This window comes from Prochlorococcus sp. MIT 1306 (assembly GCF_047304515.1).
Classification (GTDB): domain Bacteria; phylum Cyanobacteriota; class Cyanobacteriia; order PCC-6307; family Cyanobiaceae; genus Prochlorococcus; species Prochlorococcus marinus_D.
In genome coordinates this window covers 143,925-168,577 of record NZ_CP138959.1, presented here as the reverse complement: position 1 = coordinate 168,577, position 24,653 = coordinate 143,925, and the positions used below count along the sequence as shown (strand labels likewise).

Sequence of the window (24,653 nt, the reverse complement as noted above, 5' to 3'; positions counted from 1 at the left end):
CATTACAAGCGCTTTAAGACAAGCCAGAAGAGCAAGCCCTAACTTGATTTCAGATATTCAGGTTGCAGACTTTGACACAAAGCGGCCAGGCCGAGTCAGAGACTCCCTCAACCCTGATTCATTGTGTTCGGGATCGCCAACAAGCCAAGCTAGAACTAGAGCGGCTGGCCAACCGCTCTACCGGCAATTCTCAAAAGCAAGCCATGGCGACGGTGGAGGACATCCTCGACACCGTTCGCAGCCAAGGGGACCAAGCCCTGATGACCTTGACCGAGCGCTTTGACGGTTTTCGTCCAGAGCCATTGACCGTAGCTCCAGAAGAGTTGGAAGACGCCTGGCGAAAAACTCCCAAAAAACTTCAATCTGCTCTGGAGCTGGCCTATCGCCGTATCCAGGATTTCCATCAGCATCAACGACCGAATGACCTGATGGTGCAAGGCATCCACGGCGAACAATTGGGCCGCCGCTGGCGCCCTGTACAAAAAGCCGGGATCTACATCCCAGGAGGCCGAGCTGCCTATCCGAGCACAGTGCTGATGAATGCAGTACCAGCCCAAGTAGCCGGCGTGGAGCAGCTGGTGATGACTTCACCCGCTGGAAGGGATGGTCAGATCAACAGAACCGTTCTAGCCGCCGCACACCTAGCAGGAATTCGTGAGGTCTTGCGTCTCGGTGGTGCCCAGGCCATCGCAGCCCTGGCCTTTGGCACTGAAACTGTGCCAAAGGTCGATGTGATCAGCGGACCCGGCAATCTCTACGTCACCCTTGCGAAAAAGGCCGTCTACGGGCAAGTGGGCATTGATTCGCTCGCCGGCCCAAGTGAGGTTTTAGTAATCGCCGACCAGAGTGCTCGTGCTGAGCAGGTGGCCGCCGACCTACTGGCCCAATCAGAACACGATCCACTTGCTGCTGCAGTACTACTCACCACCGAAGCAAGCCTCGCCGAACAGCTCCCATCCCATTTGGAGGCTCAGCTTAAGGGGCACCCTCGCGAGCAGATCTGCCGAGCCTCTTTAAGCAACTGGGGGCTGGTAGTGATCTGTGAAAACCTGGAAATATGCGTTGAACTCAGCGATCACTTCGCACCTGAGCACTTGGAGTTATTGGTCGAGCACCCGCACACCATTGCCGACTGCATCAAAAATGCCGGCGCCATCTTCATCGGCCCCTGGACCCCTGAAGCTGTAGGCGACTATCTAGCCGGACCAAACCACACACTACCGACATGCGGAACGGCCCGCTTTAGCGGCGCCCTAAGCGTGGAAACATTTCTGCGGCACACCTCTCTGATCGAATTCAATCGATCAGCCCTTGAGGCCACTGCTAACGCCGTAAGGGAATTGGCCAGCAGCGAAGGCTTGCACAGCCATGCTGAATCCGTGCGTATCCGCTTCGAATAACCCCTCTACTCACGGCGCTGTAGACGACGCACTCCCGCAACACCATCACTAATCTGGCCAACCAAAACTTCATCGGTGAGATTGACGAACAAACCGTTCTCCAAGACACCCGGAAGATTGTTAATTCGACACTCCAAATCCTCAGGGTCACCAATACCTCCGGCCATGCTCACATCCAAAACGAGATTGCCCTGATCGGTGACCACAGGACCAGCCTTGCACTGAGCCATACGCAAATCAGCAATACCGCCCAACTCAGCCAAGCGACCCTGCACCTGTCGCCAAGCACCAGGCAAGACCTCAACCGGAAGTAAAAAACCAAGATTGAGCCGATCAACAATCTTTGTGGAATCAACAACAACCACAAAGCGATCCGCTCTACTCGCGACAAGCTTCTCCTGCACATGGCAGGCCCCGCCACCTTTAATTAACTGAAAAGAGGGATCAACTTCATCAGCTCCATCGATCGCCAAGTCGATGCGATCCACGGCCGTGAGGTTAAGCAAGGGAATCCCCAACTCCGCAGCCATCACTTCGCCTTGGAAAGAGGTGGTAACACCAACAATTTCCCGAAGCTCACCACTGGCCAGCTTGGCACCAAGAGCCTGGATCATCAGAGCTGCCGTCGAGCCTGAACCCAAACCAAGAACCATGCCATCTTTGATCTGCTCCACAGCGGCTGCCGCCACCGCTTGCTTCATCTGAGTTTGAAGGTCCGCCATCGTTTCTGAATCATCGGCGCGACGGTAGCAAGGGCAAGGGTTTCAACTAAGGCCAGGTAATGCGGCTGGATTAACCGAAAGGCTCATCTCTTGACCATTGCGCATGATCCTTAATGAGAAGGGGACACCGATCTCAGCCTGATCAACCTGTTTAAGCAGCGTTTGTGGATCAGAGACTGATGTTTCAGCTGCCGCAATCACAAGATCACCACGCCGCAAACCAGCTCGTTCCGCCGGGCTATCCGGCAAAACACTCTGCACAAGCGCCCCAAAGCGTTCGGGTAATTCCACCAGCGAATTCGGATCACGATTGTGCTCCCTGGCAATACGAGCTGTCAGCGGCACCAATTGGACACCCAAATAAGGATGCACCACCTCCCCACTGGTCAAAAGCTGCTCAGAAACATGTCGAGCCAAATTGATCGGAATAGCAAATCCCAAACCAGCGCCTGGACCAGAACGAACCAGTGTGTTAATACCGATCACCTCACCACGACCATTCACGAGTGGACCACCTGAATTGCCAGGGTTAATCGCGGCATCGGTCTGAATCAAATCCAGACGTTTATCAGAGAAGCCAAGGCTGCTGATATTGCGATGCAGGCTGCTAACAATGCCAAGGGTGACGGTGCGTTCAAGGCCATAGGGGGTACCAAGAGCGATCGCCCAATCGCCTACCTCAAGCGCATCAGAATCTCCAAGAGGGGCGGCCTCAGGACGTGTGCCCCCATCCAGTCGAACAAGAGCCAGATCAGTAACAGGATCCGTCCCAACAACCGAACCATCGTGTTGATCTCCATCGGCAAGGGTGACGCTGACCGCATCCACCCGTTCAACCACGTGGGCATTGGTCAGCACCAACCCCTGGTCATCGATCACGACACCCGAACCCTGCCCCCGCTCACGCTCTGGCCCAATTCCTGGCTCGCCCAAGAGATCTCTGAGCAAGGGATCAATCAGCGTGGGATCAAAGGGCTGACGTTGCACAGTGCGTTCCGTATCGATGCGAACCACTGCGGGCGCCACCTGACTTACCGCATCAGCAACGAAGTTATGGCTAGTCGTCCCATCTAAACCAGACAAAGCCCAAACAGGCTGAACCCCGGCTGCAAGAGGGAACAGCACGGACATCAAAAACAATCCCCAAAAGCGCTTCAAAACAATGCAACCCTGTTGCAGCAACAGTCTGAAAGAGATCATGACCGCGAGGCTAAGCCTAAACAGAGGAGCACGACAAAGCTGCGCAACCGATCTGCCAGAAGAATGCTGAAATCAATACTTTGCGTGCCTATGTGGTTGCTAATGATTTGAGGCCAAAAACCATTAGACCGGCTCCAACAAGAAATGATCAGCAGGCAAACTCCAGCAATTCAATGCTATATCGATAAAACTACAGACAATCGTCAGCACAAAACCACCTAAAGACAAAAGCATTCGTTCTTCGATGGCAGAAGAAAAATGGCATCGAATCAGCCGAGCTATCTGCAGTTTAAGCAATAAAAGATCATACAAATCACTCCTGCCAAATAGGGCAAGTTGGATTTGGCCAAAAACGTAAGAGCTAGAAGGCCTGGCAAAACTTAAGAAGGGATAACACACAGCAACCGTGATGAATAAAGGAGCAAAACTCGCATTAGTTACCCACTAATATCAATCTCTATACATCAAGAGATATCGAAACAAACGACTGATAGAGACAAGATCTCCAAAGCAGAATAGGACCCCCTAAAGACCATTAAGGGAAAAACCATCTCAAGCCAAGGTTGACACCATTCTGATAATTACTATAGCTATTGTCAGAATCATAACCAGCATACTCAATACCAAAGTACTTCCAAGAAAGAGTTAATTGCGCTGAATTCCCAACTGTATAAGCAAGTCCTGCCTGAGCAGTTCCAGAGAGGTCCTTCTTGCCAGAAAGACCGAATCCTCCCGCATCCAACCTCATAAAAGCCTGCCATTCTGGGCTCATGGCATAGGTCGCCTGCATGCCAAGCAAAGGCTGAACCCAGGTGCGCTCAATAGATCCGCTTGCACTCTTCTCCAACTCTGGTATTTCCTTCTTTGTTAACGTCCTGCCATTAACTTTCACATTCGCTGACAAAGACATATCCATATCCATGCCTGCATCAATGACTCGTGCGCCAACAAAGCCTATAAAAGTTGAGTCGCCTGTTTTCATGACTGGCTGTTCAATGGCACCAAGGCGATAGCGCAGAGCAAGATCAACTACAGACTGATTGAAATCTGTAGTTGATTTACTATTAAGCCTCAGGCCATCAATTGGAGGATTAAGCTCTTCACCATCAAAGCTATTTGTACCGCTCTGGTCCTCAGAAGACGTGCCATAAATAATCCCAGCCATGAAACCTATTCGCCCATACTCCACAGAAGCTCTTCCTGTAAAAAGTCCTGTAACGGTAGCCAAAACATCGGCAAGGCTCGAGTCTATAGGCGCAGTGTTTCCATTGATTGTGATGTCTCCAGTGGTCGATAATGGCAGGAATCCATAAAGGTCTAAATACACTCTCCAATCATCCTCTTCCAATACATCCTCATTTTCTTCAACCACCTCATCATCATCAATCTGATCTGGTTCAATCGAAACCAAGACCTGCCCCTGATCAGGATTGCGCTCATACAGAGATTGCTCTGCAAAGGCCTCAGAAGACAATATTGAAAAAGTAGAAATTGCAATCAGTGTTATTAAGCGTCGTGAAGGCATCATGTTTTTGTATTAGTAGGGAGGGTAATCAAAAGAATACTTTTAGCTACCAGTTGGGAATAGGAACTGAACCTGAGTACGGATCGTAAATTCACCTTGAAGCTTTTCTACAAAGATTTCCGGCCTTACAGCATTCCAATAGGCACTTAGCGAAGCATTAACAGGTTGATCACCAATTTTAAAGACCCTACCTATCCCAGCTCCAATAGGAACCATCCAACCCTTACCATCATCAGCATTCCAATCATTCGTGATCACTGGTGAACTCGTGATGTACCAACCCTTCGGCATGTTGTAGTTAAGAAATGGCTGGATCAAAAGCTTATTCACATCTTTGCCTCCACGTCCTGAAAAGGACCAGACATTATTAGCAAGACCTCCTAGAACCCATGGGCCTTTGGTATAGACGACAACTGCTGAAGGCCCAGCACTCCAACGCTGAGAACTGATGCGAATATCGGTAGCCGATGGAATCATCAAAGTTGGACCAAGGCCGATCGTAAGATTCCCCTTAAGAGTTGGTACAAAGAAAACACTCGGATTGATATCTCCTATGGCTGTAAAGTCCACTCCGTCAGCCCATGGCTGATTGACAATTGGCACAATCGTTCGTGTGACCAAGGTGAGATCATCACTGATCTTGAATGGCACAACAGGCTGCACATTGACAACATTTTGCGTGCGATTATCACGTGCTGACGGGTCAATTAATGAAGGTGCCCATTGAGTTCCAGGCGTAGCATTCCACTGAATCGGGAAGCTGATCATGCTCGCAATCGGATTCTGGGCTTGCTTGGCCAAATCTTCCGTGTTGCCTTGATCTGCTCCAGCCTCTAGGTTCGCTTGTGAGCTCGATTCAGGGTCTACAGAATCTGCTTGAGCGATCTCCTCTTGAATGGTTAACGCCGAGAAATCAAATGGCTGCTCAGTATCAATATCATGATGCTCAGCAAAAGACGGTTGCATGACCATGGCACTGAGGGCAGCTCCTGCAGTCAGCACACAGCGTCTTAGTGGTAATGCTACTGGAGCAATTCTGACCATTGGTTAAAAAGATTTTGAGAATGTTATCCCCTCTTTTAAAAGAAAATTCCTATTAAGCGTTAAGAAAAAGTGATGAATCAAACCAGCAATCCAGAACCCATCACTGATCACCTCCCCAGAATACTCCCGTCAATAAATAGCGAAGAACAAATGACTCTTATGCTTCATTTTTGATAGCAAATAAGACGAAACCCATCAGCGCGTCAAGGCATCATGAGAAAGTGATATCATCCTAGCATTGTTCATGCATGGATGAGATCATTAAACAAGTTGCATACCCTAGTCTCTTCAATAACTTGAGAACGACTTCTTTCGATCAAAGCCTTGCATTTTTTTGAAATTTAGCAACAAGTCGACTTGGATGCACAAACAGCTATGGACTTATCCCTGTTAAATGGTGATCACCAATAAAAAATCTCCCACTTCAAAGCAAACATGAAATTCAGAATGCTTCTTTGGCTTGCATGTATCATAAGTTTCACAGCAACATCCGCCACCAACGCAGAAGAAATTAATCGCCGGCGACTTCCGATCGCAGATCCATATCCTCAGAAAGTTGTCGAGCGCTTACCAAGTCAAGTCAAAATGCCACGACAACATGTCGTCGAGGCACCCAAAGGAGCACCCAATGTTGTTGTCATCTTGTTGGATGATGTTGGCTTTGGTGCTCCTTCGCCCTTTGGCGGAGTGGTGCAAATGCCGGCCCTGCAGGAACTAGCAAACAATGGCCTGAGTTATAACCGATTTCATACTTCAGCCCTATGTGCACCTACACGAGCTGCTCTTAAAGCTGGCCGTAATCACCATGTGATGAACATGGGTTCCATCCCTGAAATTGCGACTGGATATGCGGGCAATACCACATTTGTGCCTAACTATGCCGAGCCTGTAGCCGAGATCCTAAGGCTCAATGGCTACAACACAGGCGCTTTTGGTAAATGGCATGAAACCCCTGGTCGTGAGACCACTGCTGCGGGCCCACAAACCCGATGGCCAACAAGGCAAGGATTTGAAAAATTTTATGGCTTCATCGGCGCAGAAGAAAATATGTATGAGCCTTCACTTCACGATGGGGTCACAATCATTGATTACCCAGATCGAGAGGATTACCACTTCCTTGAAGACATGACAGATCAGGCTATTGCCTGGATGCGCCAACAACAGGGACTGCGCCCAGACAAGCCTTTCTTTATCTATTATGCATCTGCTGGCTCACATGCACCACACCATGTAAGACCTGAATGGATTAAAAAGTACAAGGGAAAGTTTGATAAGGGCTGGGATATTATTCGAGAAGAAACGCTCGCAAATCAGATCGCAAAAGGTGTTGTACCCCCAAACACACAACTGGCAAAAAAACCAGCAAGTGTGCCGAACTGGGATGATCTTAGTGATGTACAAAAACGCATATTTGCGCGACAAGCAGAGGTGTTCGCAGCTTTTACAGAATACACAGACTATCAAGCTGGGCGACTGATCCAGGCCATTGATGAGCTTGGTGAACTTGACAACACGCTGGTTATTTATATCAGTGGTGATAACGGCACAAGCTCAGAAGGGAACCAAACCGGCAACTGGAATTGGGGGCACATGTTTAACGGCATCCCTGAAACACTTGAGGCTCAGTTAGCGCATTATGACAATTGGGGTGATAAAAACACCTATCCACATATGGCAGTCGGCTGGGCGATTGCCTTTGATACTCCATTTGCATTTACCAAACAAATTGCCGGGGATTTTGGCGGTACACGCAATGGCACTGTGATTCATTGGCCTGAGGCCATCAAATCAAAAGGAGAGATACGCGATCAATTCTCCCATGTGATTGATGTTGCGCCAACGATCCTTGAAGCTGCTGGCTTACCCATGCCTGAACAGATCAATGGGATTGCACAAATCCCGATGCAAGGAACCAGCCTTGTTTATTCTTTCGATAATGCTGATGCACCTGAGCGTCACAAGGTTCAATATTTTGAAGTTGTTGGTAATCGTGGAATCTATCAAGATGGCTGGATGGCAAGAGCCACCGTTGGCCTGCCATGGGAAGCACCCAAGAAGATGCATAGCGTCGCCAAAGATGATGGATGGGAGTTATACGACACGCGCAATGATTTCAGCCTAGCTAACAACCTAGCAACTCAGTATCCAGAACGGCTCGAGGCAATGAAACGACTCTTCTTGAAAGAAGCAATCGCCAATCAAGTGCTTCCCTTAGATGATCGGCTGTTGCAACGTTTAGTGCCTTCTGTTGCAGGCCGGCCAACGATAATGGGCTCGTCGAGGACAAAACTTGATCTCTACCCAGGCTCCTGGGATCTTGTTGAGGATGCCATCCTCAATGTCAAGAATGTTTCCAACAGCATTACAGCCAAGGTCGACATTGACTCAAGCCAAGATGCCAACGGCGTGATCATGGCCCAAGGGAGCCGCTTTGGCGGATGGTCACTTTATGTAGAAGATGGTTATCCGGCCTATGCCTATAACTACCTGGGCAATCTTCATACCTTCCGCAGCAACAAGAAAATCTCTTCTGGCAGCAACAAGATTCGCTTTGAGATGGATTACGACGGGGGAGGCGCTGGTAAGGGTGCGGATGTGCGCCTGCTAGTTGATGACAAAGTCACATCAACCGGCAGGGTTCATGCAACCGTTGGCACACGTTTTTCGATTGACGAAGGTGCTGATGTTGGCATGGATCGTGGGTCACCTGTTGCTCAACGAGTGATTGGGGATCAGCGCTTCAGTGCCTTCAATGGGACCATCAACAAGGTGACATTAGAGATCTATCCACAGTGACATTGGTTGGGCACTATGAATGTGCTCATACTTAGCCATCTTGGCTTTTAGGCAACAATAAAGATGGACACATTTCCACCTGCAGACTTTAATTGTGACCACATCTTTGCCAGTAGAGATGGTAACCATCCCCGCAGGGCTCTATCGAGTTGGCTGTGATCGCTGCTATCCGGATGGTTCAGTTCGCTGCTATCCGGAGGAAACACCCGCGCGAGAAGTGCAGCTTGACTCATTCCAGATCGACGTAGGGCCAGTCACCAATGCCCAGTTCCGAGCTTTCGTTAGCGCCACGCAGCATCTCACAGTCTCGGAGCTACCACCTGATCCAACGCTCTATCCCGATCTAGCGCCCGAGGAACGCATCCCTGAATCAGTTGTCTTTCAACCGCCTCCAGCAACGGTGGATCGCAGCAAACCCTTGAGCTGGTGGACCCTCATGGCTGGGGCTGATTGGCGTCATCCCCAAGGACCCGAAAGCACGATCGATGGCCTTGATGATCACCCTGTCGTGCATGTCGCCTATGCCGACGCCATCGCCTATGCCCATTGGGCTGGCAAGCGTCTCCCCTCTGCTGAAGAGTGGGAAGTCGCCGCCCGCGGAGGTCTTGTCGATGCCCAATACGCCTGGGGGAATGAACTCACTCCCAATAACCGCTGGATGGCGAACATCTGGCAAGGTCCTTTCCCTTGGCACAACGAGGAGCTAGACGGCTGGTTCTGGACCTCGCCCGTTGGCAGCTTTCCTGCCAACGGCTATGGACTCTTGGATGTTTGCGGCAATGTGTGGGAATGGACCAACTCTGTTTATCCCGTGGCGTCAGGCCACCAGGAACGGCGAACTATCAAAGGCGGATCGTTTCTCTGCGCAGATAATTACTGCGTCCGCTATCGCCCCTCTGCACTACAAGGCCAGACAGTAGACACTGCAACGTGTCATATGGGCTTTCGCTGTGCAAAAGGAGGTCCTTGATTGATGACTCACTTAGAGAGCATCAACCCCATCACTAGGTCAAATTTCAACTGCAATCGTAAGCAGTTCGCAACAAAAGATGAATCCATGTCAGTCAGTTTTCATAACAAAATTCCATAGGCTCACTCTTATTTGTGCATACAAAGTAAAATTGGATGATCTAATAATTGGCATTTTAATGAAGACACGAGGTATCGCGTTTGTGGGCTCTTTATTCGCATTAGCTGCCTTAACAGCCCAGCCACTCTCAGCAGAGACCTCCATGGAGTCGGTTGTACGCAGTGGCAAGCTGAACGCGGTAGTCATTGGTGACGAGCTGCCTTTTGCTAGCAAGAGCGACGCCGGCTTCAAGGGCCTAGCAATCGATGTTGTTGCAGCTGTCAAAAATGAACTTCAGGCATTTGCAGGCAAGCCGATCAGGCTTAATGCCTTACAGGTGAACTCAGTACAGGACGCAAAAGATGCCCTGCTGAGCGGCAAAGCAGACATCGCCTGTGGTGTTGCCTACTCCTGGGAAAGGGCAATGCTTGTTGACTACACCATCCCGTTTGCCTTGGGCGGGGTGAGGGTACTAGCTCCTACCGGCAATGATGGCACTCCCTCATCTCTTGCAGGCAAGACTGTTGGGGTCATTAAAGACACCGTTGCTGCACAAACTCTCGCGACAGCAGCCCCACAAGCGAATTACGTCTCCTACGACTCTCCAGCAGCAGCTCTTGCCGCCATGCGCTCTGGCTCTGTTGACATCCTCGGTGGAGACAGTCTCTGGCTCAAAGCCAATAAAGCCAGGGTTGCAGCAAACGCCGATATCGTGCCAATCGTTCCATACGGCCGCTCAGGTGTCGGCTGCATCATTCCAGAAAACAACTCCACAATGCTGAATTACAGCAACATCGCCATCGGCAAGATCCTGCAGGGCTATGTGAATGATGTTGCCCCTGTTCAAGCCATGGTCAATCGCTGGATTGGTCCAGGAAGTGCCGTTAACCTCAAGCAAGACTTGATCAAGGCCTACTACGCCACAGTCTTATCTACCGCTGCTCAACTATCTTTGCGTTGATCACTTGAAGCTGCTAATTCCAATCCTTCACATCCTCTTTTCTACAAACCCATGACACCTCGCTCTCTACTCGGCATATATGTGCTTCTGGCTTCATCAGCTGTTGTCATTCAGTCTGCTGAAGCTGCCGTTTACAATAAGCCTAACCTTTCAAATCCCATCGAAGCGAAAATTCAAACCGTTCGAACTGGCAGCTGGAAAGCATTACTTCAAGAGAATCAATCAAGCTCAAATGAAGGAAATGTTGCTCGAGCCTGGGGCAACGGTGGTGGCCGCGCATGGGGGAATGGTGGCGGTAGGGTTGTTCGCCGAGGATGGGGTAATGGCGGAGGATGGGGTAATGGCGGAGGCGGCTGGATGAATGGCGGCTACGGGGGCCGTGGCTTTGCTAATTGGTAACGATTAATACCACCCAGTCACGCGATATCGACCAAGTCAATGACCCTCATCAATGCTTTGGTCGATGCATTGATCACCATTAGTACTGAATGAAACTGCATCACTAATGTAGTCATTACAGCATGGCAACTCGCTCTCTCATCAGCCTATATGCGCTACTAGCAACTTCTGCTGTAATCACACAATCTGCAGAGGCTGCAGTTTACAGTCAAGCAAATGCTTGCAATCCAATTGAAGCGAATATCCAAGACATTCGCAACGGTAGTTGGAGCTTATTTCTAAGGCCTAATAATATAATATTTGGCGAAAATGATCAGGCACGCTCCTGGAAAAATGGTAGTGGCAAGTCATGGAAGAATGGTAGTAGTAGTGGCAAATGGAAAAATGGTAGTGGGGGTTTCTTGAACTGGTGAGCAGACAACATTCATCTCAATGACAACAGCAAGTCCTGACATCAGTCGCTTCGGTCCAATCGGGCTGGTAGTTGTTCAGTCCACCTCTCTATGCAATCTGGACTGCTCATACTGCTATCTACCAGATCGTAAGAGCCGCAAGATCTTTGATCTTGAGCTTTTGCCTTTACTGATGCAAAGGATATTCGAAAGCCCCTTCTTTGGTGAAGAGCTAAGCCTGGTTTGGCATGCAGGGGAGCCACTGACCCTACCCTGCAGCTACTACGACAGAGCCACACAATTAATCAACGAAGCTGTAGAAAAATGGACTAATGGAACAGTTCATGTTGAACAGCATGTACAAACTAATGCCACACTGATCAACGATGCATGGTGTGAATGCTTTCGCAGGAATCAGATCATTGTTGGCATCAGCGTGGATGGCCCCAAAGACATACACGATGCCAACCGTTGCTTCCGTAATGGGGAAGGCTCTCATGTCCACTCAATGCGAGGCATCGAAGCACTCAAGCGAAACAAAATCCCATTTCATGCGATTGCTGTTGTAACTGCAACAGCAATGGATCATCCAAATGAGATGTATCAATTTTTTCGTGACAATGAAATTCATTCTGTTGGCTTCAATGTTGAAGAGCAAGAAGGTGAGCATACAAGTTCATCCATGCAAGGTTACGAGCGTGAAGAACAATACCGTCAGTTCCTAGGAAGCTTTTGGCAGTTAAGTGAGCAGGATGGTTTCCCTGTTGTACTGAGGGAGTTTGATCAAGTGATCAGTCTGATTCGTGAGAATCGGCGGCTTAATCAAAATGAACTCAATCGACCTTATTCAATTCTGAGTGTCGATTGGCAGGGTAATTTTTCAACCTTTGATCCTGAACTTCTTTCAGTCTCGTCAAAGCTTTATGGCACATTTGATCTTGGTAGCATCCGCAAGATTTCGCTGATAGAAGCAGCTAAGACCGAGCGATTTCAAACATTATGGAAGGATATGCTGTCTGGCGTGCAACGCTGTGAGAAAGAATGCAACTACTTCGGCTTCTGCGGAGGCGGCATGGGAAGCAATAAGTTCTGGGAACACGGAAGTCTCAATTGTAGCGAAACAAATGCTTGTCGCTTCAACAATAAGATACCTGTAGATGTGCTATTAGATCGCTTTAAATCTAGCCCTCCAATAAACAACGAAACTCCTTTTTAACTCAAGCAATATTAGAGCAGCAAGAGTTGCAGTTTGTACTGATTAGAGCGACGCCCAAGCCATACTGAAAAATTTATCAGTACAATAAATAGATATGAAGAGCGCTTGAATCATGATTAATCCATTCACTCAGGCTATCTGTAATCGCAGAATCTCTACGATCATCGCTGGGATATTAATGAGCACATTGGCGAATGGATTGTCAAGCCCAATGGGATTTGCAGAGACAACTGCATCAAAAAAAGTATCCCAGAATTTCACGACTCCAATACCCTCAGGAATTCTCACGCCAGACACCGTAAAGACGAGCGCTGGAACATTCAGATTTTTCGACGGCATGCCTGATAAAGAGACGGTTCGGAAAAGTTTTGAAAATCTCAAGTTCATTCGTGGCTATGAGACATTTCTGACCTTGATGCCAGCAGCAAGCATTGAAATGCTTCGCCATGGTCATGCAGAAGTAGGAGTCGATAACCACACGAAGGTGGCATTGATGGCCCCCTTGAACTCGAATCCTCTGTTCCTGACAGGCAATACCGACACCGTCTACGGATCGACGTTCTTCAACCTGAAGCAGACAGGGCCTCTGGTGATCGAGATCCCTGCCGGGCTTGGTCCAGGAACCATTAATGATGCCTTTTTCCGCTTTGTTGCTGATACTGGAGCTCCTGGGCCCGATAAGGGAAAAGGAGGAAAGTATCTCATCCTGGGGCCAGATGATGCTGAGCCAAATAATGCTGACGGCTATTTTGTTTTTCGTTCTCCTACGTATTCAAATTGGTTAATTCTTAGGGCTTTTCTTGATTCCAAGGGTAAGCCTGATCAAGCAATCGCTAATTATGAAAATGGTTTGCGTCTTTATCCCTATTCACAAAGGGACAACCCGGCTCAGATGAGCTTTATTCAAGTTGGCGAAAATGTTTTCAATACAGTTCATGCCAATAATTTTGAGTTCTTTAATGAGCTCAATACCGTCATTCAGCGTGAGCCCGTTGCTTTCCTTGATCCTGAGCTAAGGGGATTGGCATCTGCTATCGGATTGGAAAAAGGCAAACCTTTTTCTCCGTCTCCAGAAGACAAAGAGATCCTAGAGGAAGCAATTCAAGTTGGTGTTGCCTACGTGCGCTCCGACATGGGTAAGCCCCGCAATCAGGATGTTTACTTCTATCAAGGCAAACAGTGGTTTACACCTTTTGGGGGTGGAAGTCATGAATGGCTTGTTGATAATGGTGCAGGTGGTCGAAATTTGGATGCGCGCAATAATTTCTTTTGGGGCTACACAGTGAATACACCAGCGATGGTGTTGCAGATGATTGGGGCTGGGTCGCAATATGGCGTTGTGGCCACTGATGCTAATAGTCGTTATCTCGATGGAAGCAAAACTTACAAGTTCACGATTGACAAGGATGTGCCTGCGAAAGACTTTTGGTCGATGGTCGCTTACGACCCGCAGACACGGTCTGAGCTTCAGACTGGCCAGCTCTTGCCAAGCAAAAACAGTGTCCGAAATCAGGATTTAGACGTGAACGCTGATGGCAGTATTGACCTCTATTTCGGCCCCAAATCCCCCACGGGAAAAGAAGCCAATTGGATTGAAACTGTTCCTGGTAAGGGCTGGTTTGCTGTGTTTCGTCTCTACGGACCGCTGCAGCCTTGGTTCGACAAAATTTGGCAGCTCAATGACATTCAAGCGATGGAATAATCCCAGCCTAATTTTACTAATTTCTTCTAATTAAATCTATGAAACTTTTTAAATCTTCTCTCGCCTCTGCTCTTCTTTTGGCCAATACTTGTCTGGCTGTTCAAGCCCAAGATCTTAAAGCGAGTGGATATAACACGCCAATCCCTGAGGATGTTCTGACTCCAGATCGTGTCAAAACAAGGCTTGGATTATTTAATTACTTCGATGGTTTTCCTGATGACGAAACCATGAGTCTTGCTCGCCGGCAGGTTGATTTAGGCCGTGGTGTGCAGACATTCCTCAATTTCATGCCAGCAGCGTCTCTAGAGATGCTCTACGTGGGGCATCGTGATGGCTATGGCATGAAGCCAAATCAGGACATCGGCATCTTTGATGAGCTGATGAGTTCCAAGTCTCTTTGGCTCACTGGTAATACCGATACGGTTTACGCCTCTACTTTTCTCGATCTCAGTGATGGTCCGATCGTGGTGGAAGTCCCACCCGGTACCGGACCGGGAACAGTGAATGATGCCTTCTTCCGCTTTGTGGTTGATATGGGAGGCCCCGGCCCCGACAAGGGCAAGGGCGGTAAATATCTGATTCTTGGGCCAGGTCAACAGGCTCCTGCGACGACCGATGGATTTTTTGTAGCAAAGACCCCCAGCTACATCAACTGGTTGATTCTTCGTGGTTTTCTCGATGAGGAAGGCAAGACTGATACAGCACGAGACAGCTTCAAAAATGGCTTGAAGGTTTACCCCTATGCCATGCGGGCAAACCCTCAAGCCAACAATTTCAAGAACCTTACCGACTGGACGGTGAATACCATTCATGCCAATAATTTCAGGTTTTACGAGGAACTCAATGAGGTGATCCAGCGTGAACCTTCAGAGATGTTCTCCCCAGAGCTGCTGGGTATGGCGTCAGCCATTGGCATTCAGAAAGGCAAACCTTTTGCCCCGGATGCTGAGCAGAAAGCGCTGCTCACTGAAGCTGTAGCCATCGGGAATGCCACTGCCCGTTCGATCCTGTTTTCTCCTCAGGATCCAAAGGCTTACATCTACCCAAGTAGGGATGGTTACTGGCAAACCGGCTTTCCCGGAGGTAGTCACGAGTACCTCGTGAACAAGGGAAATGGTGGGCGCGATATGGATGGACGCACCCTTTTCTTCTATCTCGCCACAGTGAATACCCCGGCGATGGCGCTTGAGCTGCCTGGCGTGGGATCTCAGTACGCCTTCTCCTCGCGTGACAGCAACGGTGCATACCTCGATGGAGCCAACACCTACAAACTCACAGTTCCGGCTAATGCTCCCGCCAATCGCTTCTGGTCGTTTGTGGTTTACGACCCCCAGACCCGTTCGATGCTGCAAAGCAAGGAGTCGCCTTATCCAAGCAAAAACAACAAACGCAACCAAGACATGCTGGTGAATGATGATGGTTCCGTAGATCTTTACTTCGGGCCCAAAGCACCCGAAGGGAAAAAGGCAAACTGGATCAAAACCATCCCCAGTAAAGGTTGGTTCGGGATCCTGCGGCTCTATGGTCCACTTGATCCCTGGTTCAATCAAACCTGGAAGCTAGGAGCCATCAAAAAGATGAACTGATTGCCAAGACGGATTGCCAAAACGTTGATCGTTCAGGCAACCGAGGTTGATTTGAATAGGGCATAGTAGTGGTTATCATTCTTAGCAAGTTACTGATCAAGCGAACTGAACTTTGGCCCCAATATCTTCATGCACCGTGAGCAAAGCTGCTCAGATCGCATCAGCATGCCACGAATGATAATCATCGGAGGGACTCGCGCAGCGGCTTAACCATCACCAGCGGTCAAAACAGGTTATGCACTGATTTATACGCTCAGTATTGCAAGCAAACTAATGGACTTGCCTAAACAACCCATTGACTCAAATCATGAGCCCCTTGCAGCAATCCCTAGGCTTCACAGATACCTACTGGTGTTTACCTACGTGCTCAGGGCTAACTAGAATTACAATTGCGCTGCAAAATTCCAATCCCGCCATCATTATGGATGTGAATAGTCCTTTCCTATGAATCAATCACGCTTTGTGGTCGTTGGCCTGGTGATTGCCTCAGTGCTTACCCCTCAGTCAGCCATCGCCAAATGTGAATTCCTCATGCCTATTGGCGGTGATGGCAACAAGATCGTCAAAAAGAGAGTAGAGCGTCCAAAGGGTTTGATCGGAAGTGCCTTTGGCCGCACAAACTGGAATACAGACTTTGCTGTTAATCAGCCCTATCGCAATTACAAACTATTCTTCACTGCAGATTCAACCGATTCTGCCAGCTACCCAATTCAGGCCTTCCTCAAGTTCAGCGATGGCAGCAACCTTCAAGTTGTCAACGAATCCATGCGGCCGCCAATGGGTACCGGGAAAATGTTTGGTCCTATCCAAGCAATTCCTGGTAAAGCGGTGAGTCAAGTGAATTTCAAGGTAGGAACAGCAAAGGATCCAGGTGCTACAGGGTTCAGCTACCGAATTTCTGTTCAAGGCTGCTGGTAATCCAGTTGAACCATTAGAAATTGACCAGAAAATCGGGGAGGGTCAAGTTGCACCTTCTCCCGATTCTTGATTGATTCCTATCAGAGGGTTCATCGTTTGCGTTTTTTGATTCGAGCCTGAATGAATCAAAGTGCGGGTGGGGAATGGCATGCCTGCACCATGCACTTCAACCACATCACCAATCTTGAGAAGCAACCTCTGCTGCAAGGCCCAAGCATCGCTTAGATTTCCACTAGAGGAATAACAGACCAAGCGTAGATTCAGACTCGAATCACCATAGCCGGTGAAATTCACGGCCATTTTCTTGCTCTGATCTACATCTGAATGATTAACTAAAACCTGCTGAAGATCACTCACAATCGACTCAATCTTTCTACGATCGCCATAATTAACACCAAATTCAATCCAAATCCTGCGGTTGTCTATATCAGCAATATTAACAACCGGCTTACTTGTAAAGATGTTGTTTGGTATGTACACTGGCTGGCGATCAGAGGAGCGCAATTTGGTATAAAACCAACCGATATGTTCTACATTCCCAGAAAGATTTTCGGAGGGAATATCGATGAAGTCACTTACAACAAAGGGACGGTTAATGTAAAGGCTAAGGCCGCTTAAGGAATTCGAAACAATCCCCTTGGCCCCGAAACCCAATGCAACGGCGCCAACCCCACCTGCGGTAACCAGTACAGCAGGTGAAATGCCCATCAGATGCATCACCTCCAGGCATAAAATGACCATGGCTGCAATACCGATGGTCTTCTGAACAACATCGAATAGGAACAGCCTGTCTTTTTCACCAAAGTCCTGCAGCATCTGAGTGGCATAACTGTCTTGGTTTTGCTTGAGCTCCTTCTTCCAAGACAGCAGCGTCCATGAAAGACCTATGACCACAAGAATTCCAAACGCCTTAACACCATCACGCGGGAATTGAATCAATGACGGATCCAACAAATCCAACAGCCAACAAATCACTCCTACAAGTGCGCAACTCAGAGAAATGCTTTGCCTGCTACTGAGCAGCAATCCACGCCGCAACGAACCTGAGCGGAACCGCCTGCCAAAAGTGTCTAGCAACAACCAACTGACAATGGCCAAAACAAGGCCGGCAATCGGCACCTGAAGGTTGAAGGGAAGGGGTGTCATCAGAGGCATAAGCAAGATGCATCCGCACAGGTTTGAATTGTCTGCGAAGCGTTAGTTCTGCGAAGCCAATCGCTGCCAAACGGCTGGCCGGCGCTGATTAGCGAATTCTCCAGATTCTCGATGGCTTGACGGCCTTCTTTGCATCAGTTGAACACAGCATGAAGAGGCCATCACCTAGATTGTCTTGATGCCTGGCGGGTACCTCCTTCGGGAGGCAGGTCACTTCTGAAGCCGGTCGGGCCAGAAGCCCAACCTTACCCCCTGCATTTGCCTCATCCTCTGCTCCCGGACCTGGAAACCCTCGCCTCGGCGACGGCTGCAGGAAAAGGCTACAAACTTTGCTGTGTACAGGTATTCACCCATCTGATTCCTATGACCATCCAGGTGCAGATCCGTCGCAAGGATGGCAGTGATGTCTCCCTCGACGACTGTGCTCATTTCAGCGCTTCTATGGATGAAGCCCTGGAGGCTTCCCAACTTTTTACTGAAGCGTATGTTCTGGAAATCAGCAGCCCAGGGATCGGAGATCAGCTCCACAGTGATCAGGACTTCCTAACTTTCAGAGGCTTCCCTGTGGAGATCAGCTTCCGCGACCACGATTCAGACCTTCATCAAGCCGGTCTCTTGCACAAACGATCCGAAGAACATGTGCACATCAACATCAAGGGACGCATTCAACGCATACCACGTAAGGCTGTGACCTGCGTTCGCCTTACAAACCCCACGGGATAAATCACCTTAACGATCAGCTCAGCTTCAGCACCTTTCCACTCTTTCCATCGTCGATGGCTCTCGTTCTACTCCCCGGCCTCAACAACCTGATCGAAGACATCAGCGAGGAGAAGAAACTCCCTGCCCAAGTGGTGGAAGCAGCCCTGCGTGAGGCCCTCCTCAAAGGATATGAACGCTACCGACGCACTCTTTATCTAGGTATCAGTGAGGACCCTTTCGAAGAAGAGTATTTCAGCAACTTCGATGTTGGACTAGAGCTGGACGATGAAGGTTATCGGGTCCTGGCCAGCAAAATTATCGTTGAAGAGGTGGAGAGCGAAGACCACCAGATTGCTCTTCAAGAAGTGATGCAAGTCGCTGAAGACGCCCAGATCGGTGACACCGTGGTGCTCGACGTTACCCCCGAGAAGGAAGACTTCGGCCGGATGGCTGCCGCCACAACCAAGCAGGTACTGGCGCAAAAGCTACGCGACCAGCAGCGCCGCATGATTCAAGAGGAATTTGCCGATCTAGAAGATCCCGTGCTCACAGCTCGTGTGATCCGTTTTGAACGTCATTCGGTGATCATGGCCGTGAGTTCTGGTCTTGGGCGCCCTGAAGTGGAGGCCGAGCTCCCACGCCGCGACCAGCTCCCCAACGACAATTATCGCGCCAACGCCACCTTCAAAGTCTTTCTGAAGGAAGTCAGCGAAGTGCCCCGACGAGGGCCTCAGTTGTTCGTTAGCCGCTCCAACGCCGGACTAGTGGTTTACCTGTTTGAGAACGAGGTGCCCGAAATCCAAGAAGGCTCAGTGCGCATTGTGGCCGTAGCCCGTGAAGCCAATCCTCCGTCTCGTTCCGTGGGCCCACGCACCAAGGTGGCAGTTGACAGCATTGAACGTGAAGTGGACCCTGTCGGCGCCTGCATCGGTGCCCGCGGCTCACGCATTCAGCAAGTGGTTAATGAACTACGCGGCGAAAAAATCGATGTGATCCGCTGGTCACCTGACCCGGGTCAATACATTGCCAATTCCCTTAGCCCTGCTCGCGTTGAGATGGTGCGACTGGTGGATCCAGAAGGGCAGCATGCCCACGTCCTAGTCCCACCAGATCAACTAAGCCTGGCCATCGGACGAGAAGGACAAAATGTACGCCTAGCAGCTCGTCTAACCGGATGGAAAATCGACATCAAAAACTCCCAGGAATATGACCAGGCCAGTGAGGACACCACCGTCGCCGAGCTGATTTCTCAGAGAGAGGAAGAAGAGGCTCTCCAACGCGATGCCGAAGCCCGTTTGGCTGCTGAACAAGCCACCCGAGCAGAAGAGGATGCACGCCTAAGAGAGCTTTACCCCCTACCGGAAGATGAAGAAGAGTACGACCAAGAAGAACCTGCTAAGACGATGGCTGAAGACGAAAATGCATCCGACGCCGACGGCCAACCTGACGACTTAAGCAGCCAACCTGACACCTCAAGCGAACAACTCTCAAATGAAGAATCTGTAGAGGAAGAGGACAGAGCCCGGTGAACCAACGCCCCGTCCTGCGTCGCTGCGTGACCTGTCGCCAACTGCTGGATCGCCAGCAGCTTTGGCGGGTGATACGCGACCATCAGGAGGGTGTAGTCCTCGATGAAGGGATGGGTCGATCGGCCTATCTCTGTCCAAACGAGGCCTGCCTAGAGGAGGCACTCCGCCGCAAACGTCTACAGAAAGCCCTGCGTTGCCAGGTGCCCAATAGCGTTGTGGAGGTGCTGCAAAAGCGGCTCAATCACTCCTTTGATTCCGCCGCTGAGGCAAAATAAACAATGGCCCCGACTTGCTTGGAGCCCCGAGGCACTTCGTGCCCGGACCGACAGGAGCTTTTAATGACCAGCAGCGGCAAAATCAGAATTTATGAGCTGTCCAAGGACCTAGGCCTTGAGAACAAGGATGTGCTCCATGCCGCTGAGAAACTCTCAATTGCGGCCAAGAGCCATAGCAGTTCCATCAGTGACGATGAAGCAAAGCGCATCCGTGGCCTGTTGCGCCAAGGCTCCGCTGCTAATTCAGCTCCACCAAGCAAGTCGGAACCTGGAAAGACAATTCTATCGGTGAAAAAAGCAGCGCCCACTGCCATTAAGGACGTTGCGCCACCAATGCGAAAAGCTACAAGCAGCTCAGAGATCAGCCAGGTCAAGCCATCTGCGCCTGCAAACCCCACACCAACAAGCCCTGCAAGACCCTCAACGGAATCGGTCGCTCATCCTGCTCCACCGACTCGCCCAGTAAACCCCACTCCAACCCCGACAAGCTCGCCACCAAAAACAGCAGCTCGTCCTGTCAACGCTCCTATCAGTCGTCCAGCAACCCCCAGCCGACCTACCGCTCCTACACCAAGATCAGCAAACAAACCCTCCTCCCCCGTACCTCCAAGCACTGGGAGCAAAGACCCACGTGCCGGTCAGACGTCTACTTCGAGTAAAGCAACCACCGGTAGTGGAGGAGCCCCTCGTCCCAAAATCATCTCTAGGCCACAATCGCCAGCAGCGCCAGGACGCAGCGCACCCCCGGCAAAGCCATCAATCCCATCTGATCGCAAAGCTCCAAAGCCAGAGCTGGTGGGACGCCCTAAACCAAAGCGTCCTGTCGTAGCCCCTTCGAGCCGACCAGAGCCAGAGGGACAACGCCCTGACAAAAAACGACCCGGAATTAGTCCACGACCGATCGGCGGACCAAATCAGCGCGCTAACACGCCCCAGCGCCCCGGCGCCCCCATAAGGCAAGGCAAAACCAGACCAGGACAGCCTCGTTCTGCTGGCAACACCCTCGAATTAGTGGGCAAGCCCATTCGGCGTGATCGATCCGACGCTGGCTCCGCAGGACGGGATAGCAACAACCGCCCAGGAGCCCCCACCCGCCCAGGAGCCCCCACCCGCCCAGGCATGCCTGCAGGCATGCGCAAACCGGTGGCACCTGGAGAGCTGATGCAGCTTCAAAAGCCCACCGGTCGACCTGGCACACCACCGCCACGACGACCGGACGGAACCAGCGTCGGAACCCGCGGAGGATCAGAGGGAGCCACTCCACCTGTGGAACGCCCTGCCTCACCCACAGCACCCAAAAGACCTGGTCACCGCCCCGCTCAAGCCCCTGCTGCCGGAGCCCCAAGGAGGCCAGGCAGACCGGAGTGGGACGACAGCGCCAAGCTTGAAGCCCTGCGCAACAAGTCTCCCCAGAAGCAGCGCCAGAAGGTGCACATCATTGGGGAAAATGATGATGCCCTCACCGCAGAAACAAGCGGCTACGCAGGAGAACAACAGGCCGTCGTACTGACGGCCAGCCTGGCCCGGCCCGCCAAACCAAAATCGCAGAAAAAGCCCGCCTCCAAACCCGTGGCGGCATTACGCAAGCGCAAAAAAGAAACCACCCGACAAAGGCAACGCCGACGGGCAATGGAGCTGCGTGCAGCCCGCGAAGCGAAGCAGGTCAGGCCAGAAATGCTGATTGTTCCGGAGGCCAACCTCACAGTGCAGGAACTGGCAGACATGCTCAGCATTGAAAGCTCTGAGATCATCAAATCCCTTTTCTTCAAAGGGATTACCGCCACAGTCACCCAGTCACTAGATCTTCCCACGATCGAAGCAGTGGCCGAGGAGTTCGGGGTACCTGTCCTTCAGGACGACATCGAGGAGGCAGCCAAAAAGACAACGGAGATGATTGAGGAGACTGATCTAGCCCACCTGATCCGCCGTCCACCTGTGGTGACCGTGATGGGTCATGTCGATCACGGCAAAACCAGCCTGCTGGATGCAATCCGCAAAGCCAGGGTTGCCGCAGTTGAAGCCGGAGGCATCACCCAGCACATCGGCGCCTATCAGGTGGAGATTGATCATGGCGGTCAGCCCCGCAAGATCACATTCCTTGACACACCAGGCCACCAGGCTTTCACTGCCATGCGCGCCCGCGGCACCAAGGTCACGGACATAGCAGTACTAGTGGTTGCTGCTGACGATGGTGTACGCCCTCAAACCCTGGAGGCCATCAGCCACGCACGCGCTGCCAAGGTTCCGATCATTGTGGCGATCAACAAAACGGACAAGGAGGGAGCCTCTCCAGAACGGGTCAAGCAGGAACTTTCTGATCAGAACCTGCTCTCCGAAGAGTGGGGAGGTGATGTGGTGATGGTTCCCGTAAGTGCCATCAAGGGCGAGAACATCGACAAGCTTCTCGAGATGATTCTGCTGGTCACCGAAGTTGAGGATTTACAGGCCAACCCTGACCGTCTGGCCAAAGGCACCGTTATCGAGGCTCACCTCGACAAGGCCAAAGGGCCTGTTGCCACATTGCTAATCCAGAACGGCACCCTCAAAACCGGAGATGTGCTCGCCGCCGGCCCAGTGCTTGGCAAGGTGCGAGCCATGGTCGACGACAGCGGAGCCCGACTCAAGCAAGCTGGTCCGTCTGGTGCCGTAGAGGCACTCGGCTTCAGCGAAGTGCCAACAGCCGGAGATGAATTTGAGGTCTACCCAGATGAGAAGTCAGCAAGAGCCGTTGTGGGAGAACGCGCCTCCGATGCCCGTGCCACCAGGCTGGCCCAACAGATGGCCTCAAGGAGGGTGTCCCTCGCAGCCATGTCTGGCCAAGCAAGCGATGGCGAACTCAAGGAACTCAACCTGATTCTCAAAGCCGACGTTCAGGGCAGTGTGGAAGCCATCCTGGGATCCTTGGAACAATTGCCGAAGGATGAGGTACAGGTTCGCGTGCTGCTCTCCGCGCCGGGTGAAATCACCGAAACTGATGTGGATCTTGCGGCTGCATCCGGGGCTGTGATTGTGGGCTTTAACACATCCATGGCCTCTGGAGCCAAGCGGGCCGCGGATGCCACGGGTGTAGACGTTCGTGATTACGACGTGATCTACAAGCTTTTGGAAGACATCCAGATGGCTATGGAAGGTCTACTAGAGCCAGAGCTGGTGGAAGAATCGCTTGGAGAAGCAGAAGTGCGTGCCGTCTTTACCATCGGCAAGAGCGCCGTGGCGGGCTGTTACATCACCACAGGCAAGCTGCAGCGCAACTGCAGAGTGCGCGTACGGCGTGCCAAACAGGTGGTATTCGAAGGCGATCTCGACTCCCTACGCCGTAATAAAGACGACGTCAAGGAGGTGGCCACAGGATTCGAGTGCGGCATCGGCTGTGATCGCTTTGCTAACTGGGAAGAACGCGACATCATTGAAGCTCACAAACTAGTGACCAAGCGACGCACGCTGAGTAGCTCATGAGGTTTCGCCCCGCCTACAACTTGTTGTGATTGCCCAACGCGAACCACTGCTCTGGCTTCAGCTCATCGCTATTGGGGCGATCCCGATAGAATTACTTTTACTGAGACTGGTTTTAGCAGGGGCAGATTTGGGGCCTGTTCCAGTCTTCGAACGTCTACTCACCTGGGCTGTAGCGGTGTTAACGCCAACCCTCGTCCTCTGGAAACGCCCTGCCGACTGGGGATCACTACTGCTACTGCGGCGCCCACTGAGTCAACGCTCAGAGGCCCAGCGTCAGCTCAGTGGTCTTCAGCAGAGCTTGATCCCTCGGTTGAGCCTCTTGGTTGGATCAACAGCCCTACTCGCGATGTTCTGGTGGATCGATCAATCGTCCATTTTGGTGATGGACCTCTCGCCATTACAAGGCAGCTCTCGACTTGTCACACTGCTTACAGCAGTCCCCCTACTTGCTCTCGTTCTTTGGCAGTGGCAACAGCTCACCCAAAGCCTCTGGCTTCTAACCCGCTCCGACCAGGAACTTGCCCAGGCCCCCTCTCTAAGCGAAGAACAACTTCAGCATGAACGACTTTGCCTGGGGTTGAGTCTGCTCACCATGCCGGCACTCCT

General features: G+C 51.0%; 20 protein-coding genes and 1 pseudogene. 15 read left to right on the top strand and 6 right to left on the bottom strand.

Features of this window, described 5'->3' with window-relative positions; genetic code table 11:
* The first annotated feature begins 71 nt into the window (after positions 1–71).
* Positions 72–1,400, top strand: a complete 1,329-nt coding sequence (gene hisD, locus SIB74_RS00810; RefSeq protein WP_063396434.1) for a histidinol dehydrogenase — start codon at positions 72–74, stop codon at positions 1,398–1,400.
* Between the two features lie 5 nt (positions 1,401–1,405).
* Here hisD and rpiA read toward each other — a convergent pair whose 3' ends face one another.
* The 4 genes from rpiA to SIB74_RS00790 form a co-directional block, all read right to left on the bottom strand.
* Positions 1,406–2,122, bottom strand: a complete 717-nt coding sequence (rpiA, locus tag SIB74_RS00805; RefSeq protein WP_063396354.1) for a ribose-5-phosphate isomerase RpiA — start codon at positions 2,120–2,122, stop codon at positions 1,406–1,408.
* Between the two features lie 42 nt (positions 2,123–2,164).
* Entirely contained in the window at positions 2,165–3,322 is a 1,158-nt protein-coding gene (locus SIB74_RS00800; RefSeq protein ID WP_155724633.1) for a trypsin-like peptidase domain-containing protein, read from the bottom strand.
* 535 nt (positions 3,323–3,857) lie between these two features.
* On the bottom strand, positions 3,858–4,850 hold the full coding sequence (locus tag SIB74_RS00795) for a hypothetical protein (RefSeq protein ID WP_063396356.1): 993 nt from the start codon (positions 4,848–4,850) through the stop codon (positions 3,858–3,860).
* Positions 4,851–4,889: 39 nt separating this feature from the next.
* Positions 4,890–5,891, bottom strand: coding sequence for a hypothetical protein (locus SIB74_RS00790; protein WP_063396357.1), 1,002 nt, complete (start codon positions 5,889–5,891; stop codon positions 4,890–4,892).
* Positions 5,892–6,476: 585 nt separating this feature from the next.
* On the opposite strand from SIB74_RS00790, the gene SIB74_RS00785 reads away from it, so the two are divergent.
* The 6 genes from SIB74_RS00785 (at position 6,477) to grrM (ending at position 12,724) form a co-directional block, all read left to right on the top strand.
* On the top strand, positions 6,477–8,687 hold the full coding sequence (locus tag SIB74_RS00785; RefSeq protein ID WP_231906101.1) for an arylsulfatase: 2,211 nt from the start codon (positions 6,477–6,479) through the stop codon (positions 8,685–8,687).
* A gap of 94 nt (positions 8,688–8,781) precedes the next feature.
* Complete coding sequence (locus SIB74_RS00780; RefSeq protein WP_011130884.1) at positions 8,782–9,657, top strand: formylglycine-generating enzyme family protein; 876 nt, start codon at positions 8,782–8,784, stop codon at positions 9,655–9,657.
* Positions 9,658–9,919: 262 nt separating this feature from the next.
* Complete coding sequence (grrP, locus tag SIB74_RS00775; protein WP_413681760.1) at positions 9,920–10,717, top strand: extracellular substrate binding-like orphan protein GrrP; 798 nt, start codon at positions 9,920–9,922, stop codon at positions 10,715–10,717.
* Between the two features lie 51 nt (positions 10,718–10,768).
* Entirely contained in the window at positions 10,769–11,116 is a 348-nt protein-coding gene (grrA, locus tag SIB74_RS00770) for a GrrA/OscA1 family cyclophane-containing rSAM-modified RiPP (RefSeq protein WP_063396360.1), read from the top strand.
* A 122-nt stretch (positions 11,117–11,238) separates the two neighbouring features.
* Positions 11,239–11,529 carry a GrrA/OscA1 family cyclophane-containing rSAM-modified RiPP gene (gene grrA, locus SIB74_RS00765; RefSeq protein WP_063396361.1) on the top strand — a complete coding sequence of 97 codons (291 nt, stop codon included), beginning with the start codon at positions 11,239–11,241 and terminating at the stop codon, positions 11,527–11,529.
* Between the two features lie 19 nt (positions 11,530–11,548).
* Positions 11,549–12,724, top strand: a complete 1,176-nt coding sequence (gene grrM, locus SIB74_RS00760; protein ID WP_063396362.1) for a cyclophane-forming radical SAM/SPASM peptide maturase GrrM/OscB — start codon at positions 11,549–11,551, stop codon at positions 12,722–12,724.
* Positions 12,725–12,853: 129 nt separating this feature from the next.
* Here the strand turns inward: grrM and SIB74_RS00755 are convergent, their stop codons facing one another.
* The gene (locus SIB74_RS00755) at positions 12,854–13,063 is read right to left on the bottom strand and encodes a hypothetical protein (protein ID WP_231906113.1); all 210 of its coding nucleotides are present in this window, start codon (positions 13,061–13,063) and stop codon (positions 12,854–12,856) included.
* On the opposite strand from SIB74_RS00755, the gene SIB74_RS00750 reads away from it, so the two are divergent.
* The 3 genes from SIB74_RS00750 to SIB74_RS00740 all read left to right on the top strand — a co-directional run bounded on the left by SIB74_RS00750 (position 13,062) and on the right by SIB74_RS00740 (position 16,930).
* Positions 13,062–14,426 carry a DUF1254 domain-containing protein gene (locus SIB74_RS00750; protein WP_369818035.1) on the top strand — a complete coding sequence of 455 codons (1,365 nt, stop codon included), beginning with the start codon at positions 13,062–13,064 and terminating at the stop codon, positions 14,424–14,426. The two genes, SIB74_RS00755 and SIB74_RS00750, sit on opposite strands and share 2 nt — an antisense overlap.
* A 38-nt stretch (positions 14,427–14,464) precedes the next feature.
* Entirely contained in the window at positions 14,465–16,012 is a 1,548-nt protein-coding gene (locus SIB74_RS00745; RefSeq protein ID WP_063396364.1) for a DUF1254 domain-containing protein, read from the top strand.
* 444 nt (positions 16,013–16,456) lie between these two features.
* Positions 16,457–16,930: a hypothetical protein gene (locus SIB74_RS00740; RefSeq protein ID WP_063396365.1), complete on the top strand. Its 474-nt coding sequence runs from the start codon at positions 16,457–16,459 to the stop codon at positions 16,928–16,930.
* Positions 16,931–16,972: 42 nt separating this feature from the next.
* Here SIB74_RS00740 and SIB74_RS00735 read toward each other — a convergent pair whose 3' ends face one another.
* On the bottom strand, positions 16,973–18,076 hold the full coding sequence (locus SIB74_RS00735; RefSeq protein ID WP_231906102.1) for a mechanosensitive ion channel family protein: 1,104 nt from the start codon (positions 18,074–18,076) through the stop codon (positions 16,973–16,975).
* 267 nt (positions 18,077–18,343) lie between these two features.
* Between SIB74_RS00735 and rimP the strand changes: the two genes are divergently transcribed.
* The 5 genes and pseudogenes from rimP to SIB74_RS00710 form a co-directional block, all read left to right on the top strand.
* The gene (gene rimP / locus SIB74_RS00730) at positions 18,344–18,808 is read left to right on the top strand and encodes a ribosome maturation factor RimP (RefSeq protein WP_063396367.1); all 465 of its coding nucleotides are present in this window, start codon (positions 18,344–18,346) and stop codon (positions 18,806–18,808) included.
* A gap of 53 nt (positions 18,809–18,861) precedes the next feature.
* Positions 18,862–20,316 (top strand): transcription termination factor NusA, encoded by a 1,455-nt coding sequence (nusA, locus tag SIB74_RS00725; RefSeq protein ID WP_063396368.1) that lies wholly within the window; start codon positions 18,862–18,864, stop codon positions 20,314–20,316.
* On the top strand, positions 20,313–20,591 hold the full coding sequence (locus SIB74_RS00720) for a YlxR family protein (RefSeq protein ID WP_011130895.1): 279 nt from the start codon (positions 20,313–20,315) through the stop codon (positions 20,589–20,591). The genes nusA and SIB74_RS00720 overlap by 4 nt, the downstream gene beginning before the upstream one ends.
* Positions 20,592–20,654: 63 nt before the next feature.
* Positions 20,655–24,047, top strand: coding sequence for a translation initiation factor IF-2 (gene infB, locus SIB74_RS00715; protein ID WP_063396369.1), 3,393 nt, complete (start codon positions 20,655–20,657; stop codon positions 24,045–24,047).
* Positions 24,048–24,072: 25 nt separating this feature from the next.
* Positions 24,073–24,630: pseudogene (locus SIB74_RS00710) on the top strand (low-complexity tail membrane protein); the annotation flags it as partial.
* Between the last annotated feature and the right edge of the window lie 23 nt (positions 24,631–24,653).